7 protein-coding genes are annotated in these 7,438 nt (G+C 63.7%); 4 read left to right on the forward strand and 3 right to left on the reverse strand.

All coding sequences use genetic code 11. The annotated features are described in order from the left end of the window. From mazG to VOI29_RS20550, 3 genes are all read left to right on the forward strand, one after another. The coding region (mazG, locus tag VOI29_RS20540; RefSeq protein ID WP_323783127.1) for a nucleoside triphosphate pyrophosphohydrolase at positions 1-662 on the forward strand (662 nt) is incomplete at its 5' end. A gap of 188 nt (positions 663-850) precedes the next feature. Beyond that, complete coding sequence (locus tag VOI29_RS20545) at positions 851-1,792, forward strand: nucleoside hydrolase (RefSeq protein ID WP_323783130.1); 942 nt, start codon at positions 851-853, stop codon at positions 1,790-1,792. After that, positions 1,789-2,238: a GNAT family N-acetyltransferase gene (locus tag VOI29_RS20550; RefSeq protein ID WP_323783133.1), complete on the forward strand. Its 450-nt coding sequence runs from the start codon at positions 1,789-1,791 to the stop codon at positions 2,236-2,238. The genes VOI29_RS20545 and VOI29_RS20550 overlap by 4 nt, the downstream gene beginning before the upstream one ends. A 694-nt stretch (positions 2,239-2,932) precedes the next feature. Here the strand turns inward: VOI29_RS20550 and eno are convergent. The 3 genes from eno to VOI29_RS20565 all read right to left on the reverse strand — a co-directional run bounded on the left by eno (position 2,933) and on the right by VOI29_RS20565 (position 5,909). Next, positions 2,933-4,207, reverse strand: a complete 1,275-nt coding sequence (gene eno, locus VOI29_RS20555; RefSeq protein ID WP_323783136.1) for a phosphopyruvate hydratase — start codon at positions 4,205-4,207, stop codon at positions 2,933-2,935. A gap of 183 nt (positions 4,208-4,390) precedes the next feature. Continuing rightward, positions 4,391-5,284, reverse strand: a complete 894-nt coding sequence (locus VOI29_RS20560; protein ID WP_323783138.1) for a DMT family transporter — start codon at positions 5,282-5,284, stop codon at positions 4,391-4,393. A gap of 211 nt (positions 5,285-5,495) precedes the next feature. Further along, positions 5,496-5,909: a Fur family transcriptional regulator gene (locus VOI29_RS20565; protein ID WP_323783141.1), complete on the reverse strand. Its 414-nt coding sequence runs from the start codon at positions 5,907-5,909 to the stop codon at positions 5,496-5,498. 350 nt (positions 5,910-6,259) lie between these two features. On the opposite strand from VOI29_RS20565, the gene VOI29_RS20570 reads away from it, so the two are divergent. Continuing rightward, a partial coding sequence (locus VOI29_RS20570; protein ID WP_323783144.1) for a DEAD/DEAH box helicase occupies positions 6,260-7,438 on the forward strand: 1,179 nt, incomplete at its 3' end.

The raw sequence follows: 7,438 nt of genomic DNA on the forward strand, positions 1-7,438 counted from the left end.
AAGTTGCCGACGCGATCGACCGTCAAGCCTGGGATGAGCTGAAGGGGGAACTGGGCGACCTGCTGTTCCAATCCGTCTTCCACGCCCGGATGGCCGAGGAAGCAGGCCATTTCACCTTTCAGGACGTGGTCACCACCATGTCGAACAAGATGGTCTCGCGCCACCCGCATGTGTTCGGCAATGAGTCCCGCGAAAAATCCGCTGAACAGCAGACACAGGACTGGGAGGCGATCAAAGCGGCGGAACGCGCAGGCAAAGCCGAGACCGGCACCCTGGACGGCGTCGCCGTCGGCCTGCCCGCGCTGCTGCGCGCCTATAAGCTGCAGCAGCGCGCCGCCCGCGTCGGCTTTGACTGGCCCTCGGCCAGCAACGTCATTGCCAAGATACACGAGGAATGCGCCGAGCTGGTCGAAGCCCGCGACACGCTCTCCCATGCCGAAGTAGAGGAGGAATTCGGAGACCTGCTGTTTGTGATGGCCAACCTGGGCCGCCACATGGGAGTTGAGCCCGAAGCCGCCCTGCGCGCCGCCAACGCCAAATTCACCCGCCGGTTCGAAGGCGTCGAAGCCAAACTTGCCGCCCGCGGCAAACGCCCGGAAGACAGCGACCTCGCCGAAATGGACGCCCTCTGGGACGACGTAAAGGCAGACGAGCGCGCCTAGACGCACCCTGCACCTTCTTCTTTCCCAAAATACTCAAATTGGCCTGGCGGCACCGCCGCCGGGCAGCCGCCGCGGCAGCAAACAGCCGCTGCAGAAATTTCCGGAAATTTGCGCCGGCCCGCCTGCGGACGGTTCAATCCCGGCAGAACTGCGCGTAGTCTCGTGGCTCATCACCAGCGGAGAGTGCCATGAGCCCCAGGAAAATCATCATCGACACCGATCCGGGACAGGATGATGCTGTGGCCATCCTGCTGGCGCTGGCCAGCCCCGAAGACCTGGATCTGCTTGGCATCACCTGCGTTGCGGGCAACGTGCCGCTGCCGCTTACCAGCAAGAACGCCCGCATTGCCTGCGAGGCGGCAGGCAAGACGGATGTGCCGGTCTACGCGGGCAGCAAGGCACCGCTCTGCCGGCCGCTGGTCACCGCCGAACATGTGCACGGCCAGACCGGTCTTGACGGGCCAAAGCTGTGGGAGCCGGACATGCCGCTGGCCGAAGGGCATGGCGTTGACTTCATCATCGGCACCCTGCGCAGCGAACCGGCGGGCACCGTCACCCTCTGCACCCTTGGCCCGCTGACCAATATCGCCGCCGCCTTCAACCGGGCGCCCGACATCATCGAACGGGTGCAGGAAGTCGTCATGATGGGCGGCGCCTATTTCGAAGTCGGCAACATCACCCCGGCGGCCGAGTTCAATATTTACGTCGACCCGGAAGCTGCTGAAATCCTGTTCAGATCCGGTGCGCCTATCACTGTGATGCCGCTGGACGTGACGCATAAGGTGCTGGCGACCAAACCCCGTACCGCGGCGATCCGCGCCCTGAACTCCCGCGTGGGCACCTTCACTGCGGACATGCTTGATTTCTTCGAACGCTTCGACGTGGAGAAATACGGCTCCGAGGGCGGCCCGCTGCATGACCCCTGCGTCATCGCCTGGCTGCTGCAGCCCGGACTGTTCTCCGGCCGCCGCGTGAATGTCGAAATCGAAACCCAGTCGGACCTCACCCTCGGCATGACCGTCGCCGACTGGTGGCGCGTCACCGACCGCACACCCAACGCCCTGTTCATCGGAGACGCCGATGCGGACGGTTTCTTCAAACTCCTGACCGAAAGGCTCGCCCGCCTATGAGCGCCGCCCTGCATCTTGCCAAGCCGGAACACCTGGACGGGGTGCTGGCGCTGGTGGCCGCTTTCCATGCCGAATCCAATCTCGCCACCACCGAGGACCACCGCCGCGCCGGGGTTGAGCCGCTGCTGAACGGCCACCCTTACGGCGCCATCTACCTGATCGGCCCGCCCCGCGCGCCGATCGGCTATATCGTCATCACCTTCGGATGGTCGGTGGAATTCGGCGGCATGGACGGTTTTGTGGATGAGCTATACATCCGCCCCGCCGTGCGCGGGCGCGGTATAGCCACCGAGGTGTTGACCGAACTGCCGAAAACCCTGGCCACGGCCGGTTTGCGCGCCCTGCACCTGGAGGTGGACCGCGACAACGAAACCGCCCAGCGGCTCTATCTGCGCACCCGTTTCAAACCGCGCGACACCTACATGCTGATGACCAAGGAGATGTAAACCAAAGGGCGCAGCCGGCAGGCTGCACCCTTTGGCGCGCTCTCCCCCGGAAGAGCCTCTTTGTCGCCGCCGGAATGGCAGCAGGAGCTGCGGCAGGCACGGTGGCAATTCAAAACAGCCAGACAAGACAATGTGCCAGTTCGCGCGGTGATGGAACCTCATCCACCGCGACGGACTAAGATGTGCCGCCGCTTACCCCTTGGGTCTGACGCTCCGCCCCGGTCAGGGCGCCAGCAATCCGGTCCTAAATTCCCGGATGGTTCATGAAACCGGCCGTTGCACTCATGCTTCTGACCGGATCCGACGGCGCAGCGGCTTCCCCGCCAAGCGGGTAATATCCCGGCCCGCTGCACCCTAGCAGTATTGAAAGACCCGCAAGAGCTGCCAATCTCCGAAAACCTCGATGTGACATGGTGGTCTCTCCTCTCCCGCGGTAACAACCGCACCGCGTGAGACAAAGGTAACATGTCCGTGAAAACCTGTCTGTGAACCGGGCCACACAACCGCCGGCCGCAGGTCCGGTTCAGGTTTTGCACCAGTCCGCTGGCCGGTCCGGCGAATGGCGAATGCGTGAACTGCGGCCGCGACGGCATCGCAATCAGCTGCTCCGGGCTGGAAGCGGGACACAAAAAAGCCCCGCCAGACCGGCGGGGCTTCCGGGCGGGGGGGGCCGCCGCCTGCCAATGCCCTGGGCTTACTTCAGGATCGAACGGCCTGCGTATTCGGCCACTTCGCCCAGCATTTCCTCGATCCGGATCAGCTGGTTGTATTTCGCCAGCCGGTCGGACCGCGCCAGCGAGCCGGTCTTGATCTGGCCGCAGTTGGTGGCCACGGCGAGATCCGCAATGGTGGCGTCCTCGGTCTCGCCCGAGCGGTGCGACATCACGTTGGTGTAGCGCGCACGGTGCGCCATATCGACCGCCTTCAGGGTCTCGGTCAGGGTGCCGATCTGGTTCACTTTCACCAGCATCGAGTTGGCGCAGCCACGCTCGATACCCTCGGCCAGCCGCGCCGGGTTGGTGACAAACAGATCGTCGCCCACCAGCTGCACCTTGCCGCCCAGCTCTTCGGTCAGCGCCTTCCAGCCGTCCCAGTCGTCCTCGCCCATGCCATCTTCAATAGAGATGATCGGGTAGTCCTTCACCAACGCTGCCAGATAGGCGACGTTTTCAGCGGAGGTCAGCGTCTTGCCTTCACCGGACAGCACGTATTTGCCGTCTTTATAATATTCGGTCGCGGCGCAATCCAGCGCCAGGTAGATCTCCTCGCCCGGCTTGTAGCCGGCCTTTTCAATCGACTTCAGCACAAAATCCAGCGCTTCGCGGGTCGAGGCGATGTTCGGGGCAAAGCCGCCCTCGTCGCCGATCCCGGTGGACAGACCCGCTGCCGACAGCTCTTTCTTCAGGGTGTGGAACACTTCCGAGCCCATGCGCACCGCGTCGCGGATGTTCTCCGCTGCCACCGGCATGATCATGAATTCCTGAATGTCGATCGGATTGTCGGCATGCTCGCCGCCGTTGATGATGTTCATCATCGGCACCGGCAGCACGCGGGCCGAGGTGCCGCCGATATAGCGGTACAGCGGCTGCGAGGTGAAATCGGCCGCCGCCTTGGCCACCGCCATGGAGACACCCAGAATGGCGTTGGCGCCCAGCCGGGCTTTGTTCTCGGTGCCGTCCAGCTCGATCATCGCCATATCCACAGCGACCTGTTCGCAAGCGTCAAAGCCAACCAGTTCTTCGGCAATCTCGCCGTTCACTGCGGAAACCGCTTCCAGCACGCCTTTGCCCATGTAACGCGCTTTGTCGCCGTCGCGTTTCTCTACCGCCTCATAGGCGCCGGTCGAGGCGCCCGAGGGCACGGCAGCACGGCCCATGGTGCCGTCTTCCAGGATCACGTCGACCTCAACCGTCGGGTTGCCCCGGCTGTCGAGAATCTCACGGGCGTGAATGTCGATAATGGTGCTCATCTGTCCATCCTTGGTTTGGCCTGAAAGCGGCGCGTTCTGTTGTCAGCGTCATACCAGCCGCGGGGGAAATGTAAACCGGCCTCGTTATCGCTAACACGCATGAAAGCGGCGGTTTAGGGCTAACATTGCTCTGTTTGCGCCAACAGGATTGCACAAATGCGCGTGCGCTCCCGGTCCGTGACTTCAGGCCGCAGCAACGGCCGCGCGCCGGGCCCGCCGGGCCAGCCTCTGCTCCCGGACAAATGTATAGAGACCAGAGGCGATGATCAGCGCCGCCCCTGCCAGCGTCAGCGCATCCGGGCGCTCGCCAAAGACGATGACACCTGCAAGGATCGAAAACAGCAGCCGGGTATAGCGGAACGGTGTCACCGCCGAGGCATCGCCGACCCGCATCGCCGTCACGATGCCGTAATAGCCCAGCACCCCGAACAGCACACCGCCGGCCATCATCATCCACTCGCCGCCCGCCAGCGCCTGCGCATCGCCCGGCGTGAAGACCAGCAGCAATATCCCCGCCGGAACAACCGCCAAGAACGCCTGAAAGCTCAGCACGGTGGAGGGCACTCCGGCATCCATTGTCCGGGTCATCAGATCGCGGGCCGCGACCCCCAGCACTGCCACCACCACCAGCAGCGCCGCCGGTTCAAACCCGTCCAGCCCGGGCCGGATGATCAGCAGCACCCCGGCAAATCCGGTACAGATCGCCAGCCAGCGCCGCCACCCCACATCCTCTTTCAGAAACAGCGCCGCCCCCATGGTGATCACCAAAGGCGTTGCCTGGAACACCGCGGCCACCGTCGAAATATCCACCAGCGCCAACGCCGAGGCAAACCCCATGGCTGATACCGCCTCGGACGCCGCCCGCATCACCGGCTTCTTGCGCCAGGCCCGCGCCGCCAGCAGCCGGTGCCCCTGCATCTTGGCCATGACCGCAAAAACAAACCCGCTGCCCATTCCCAGAAACACCAGGATCTGCCCCACCGGCACAGTGCCCGACAGGCGCTTGATAAACATGTCTTCAAGCGTGAAAAAAGCCATCGAAGCGATGACAAGCAAAATACCGTGCAGGTTGTTCATAAGCGCGCGTCCCGTATCCCGGACCGGCAGTGCGCCGGACCATCCGGGCAAAGAACATCAGCGCCCCGTCACAGGCAACTCCGTTTCCGACCCGGCATCATGACAAGACGTGAGCATACATATCAATATCTGTGATGTACCATGCAGCTCCGGCCGCCAGCGCAACCGGAATTCTGCACAGACTAAGGAATGACGGGTACCGGGGCAGATACTACTCCGCCTTGCGCGGCACCCCGTACAGCTCCAGCTTATGCCCGCGCAGCTCATAGCCCAGCTTGCGGGCGATCCGCTCCTGCAGCTCCTCGATCTCCGGGTCGCAGAACTCGATCACCGCGCCGGTGTTCATGTCGATCAGGTGGTCGTGATGCTCCCGCTCCGCATCCTCGTACCGCGCGCGCCCGTCGCCGAATTCCAGCCGCTCCAGAATGCCCGCCTCCTCGAACAGCTTCACCGTGCGGTAGACGGTCGCGATTGAGATCGCCGCATCCATCGCGCTGGCGCGGGCATACAGCTCCTCCACATCCGGGTGATCACCGCTGTCCTGCAGCACCTGGGCAATCACCCGGCGCTGGCCGGTCATACGCAGCCCCTTGGCTTCGCAACGGGCGATAATCGGCTTTGGCATCGATGGTCCTCGCGGTTTCTGGTCTTCCTCTTTAGCGGATGCAATCTGTGTCGAAAACAGGCATTTCGCCGAGATCAATGGTTGACAACCGGCATATCCACAGCCATTTGACGCGCAGGCATCCCTCCCTGCCGCGTGAGCAGAGACCAAGACCGGCCGCACCGCATGTGCGTGACAAGACACCCGGGGTCAAGTGATATGCCGGCATTCCCAAAATCACGCGTGGGGATTGCAGAGGCCAGCGGCCTGGCATCCGGCCAGCGCGCGCCCGAGGTCCCTGCCCCGCAAGAAACCGCTGTTTTGCAGCGGATCCGGCCCGTGCTGATTGCAGGGCTGTGAAAGGATGATACGTGACTGAATTTTCGACCATGGGGCTTCCTGAAAAGCTCCTCACCCGGCTCCAGGACCTGGGCCTGAACGACCCCACCCCGATCCAGGCCCGCGCCATTCCCCATGCGCTTAACGGCCAGGACGTGCTGGGCCTGGCGCAGACCGGAACCGGCAAGACCGCCGCCTTCGGCGTGCCGCTGATCGCACAGATGATGCAATACGGCCGCAAGCCCGCCGCCAACACCGTGCGCGGCCTGGTGCTGGCACCGACCCGCGAGCTGGCAAACCAGATCGCCACGACCCTGAAAGGCCTCACCGAAAACACCCCGATGAAAGTCGGCCTGGTGGTCGGCGGCGTGTCCATCAACCCGCAGATCTCCCGCATTGCCAAGGGCACCGACATTCTGGTCGCCACCCCGGGCCGCCTGATCGATATCCTCGACCGCGGTGCGCTGGACCTGGGGTCCTGCGACTTCCTGGTGCTGGACGAGGCCGACCAGATGCTGGATCTTGGCTTCATCCACACCCTGCGCAAGATCGCCGCGCTGCTGCCGGCCGAGCGCCAGACCATGCTGTTCTCGGCCACCATGCCCAAACAGATGAACGAGATCGCCAACTCCTACCTGCAAAGCCCGGTCCGGATCGAGGTCTCGCCTCCGGGCAAAGCCGCCGACAAGGTCACCCAGTCGGTGCATTTCATCGCCAAGGCGGAAAAGCTGAGCCTCTTGAAAGAACTGCTGGCCGACCACAAGGATGAGCGCGCGCTGGTCTTCGGCCGCACCAAGCACGGCATGGAAAAGCTGATGAAGGTGCTGGACAAGGCAGGCTTTGCTGCCGCCGCCATTCACGGCAACAAATCCCAGGGCCAGCGCGAACGCGCCCTTGCCGCCTTCAAATCCGGCGACATCAAGGTTCTGGTCGCCACCGATGTGGCCGCCCGCGGCCTCGACATCCCCGACGTGAAACACGTCTACAACTACGAGCTGCCGAATGTGCCGGACGCCTATGTCCACCGCATCGGCCGCACCGCCCGCGCAGGCAAGGACGGCGCTGCCATCGCCTTCTGCTCGCCCGATGAAATGGACGAACTCAAAGCGATCCAGAAGGTGATAAAAACCACCATCCCCGTCGCCTCGGGCCGCGCCTGGGAAGCCTTGCCGGATCCGGCGGCCCCCGGCGGCAAACCGGGCGGCCGTCCC

Source organism: Leisingera sp. (genome assembly GCF_034669605.1).
Lineage (GTDB): Bacteria > Pseudomonadota > Alphaproteobacteria > Rhodobacterales > Rhodobacteraceae > Leisingera.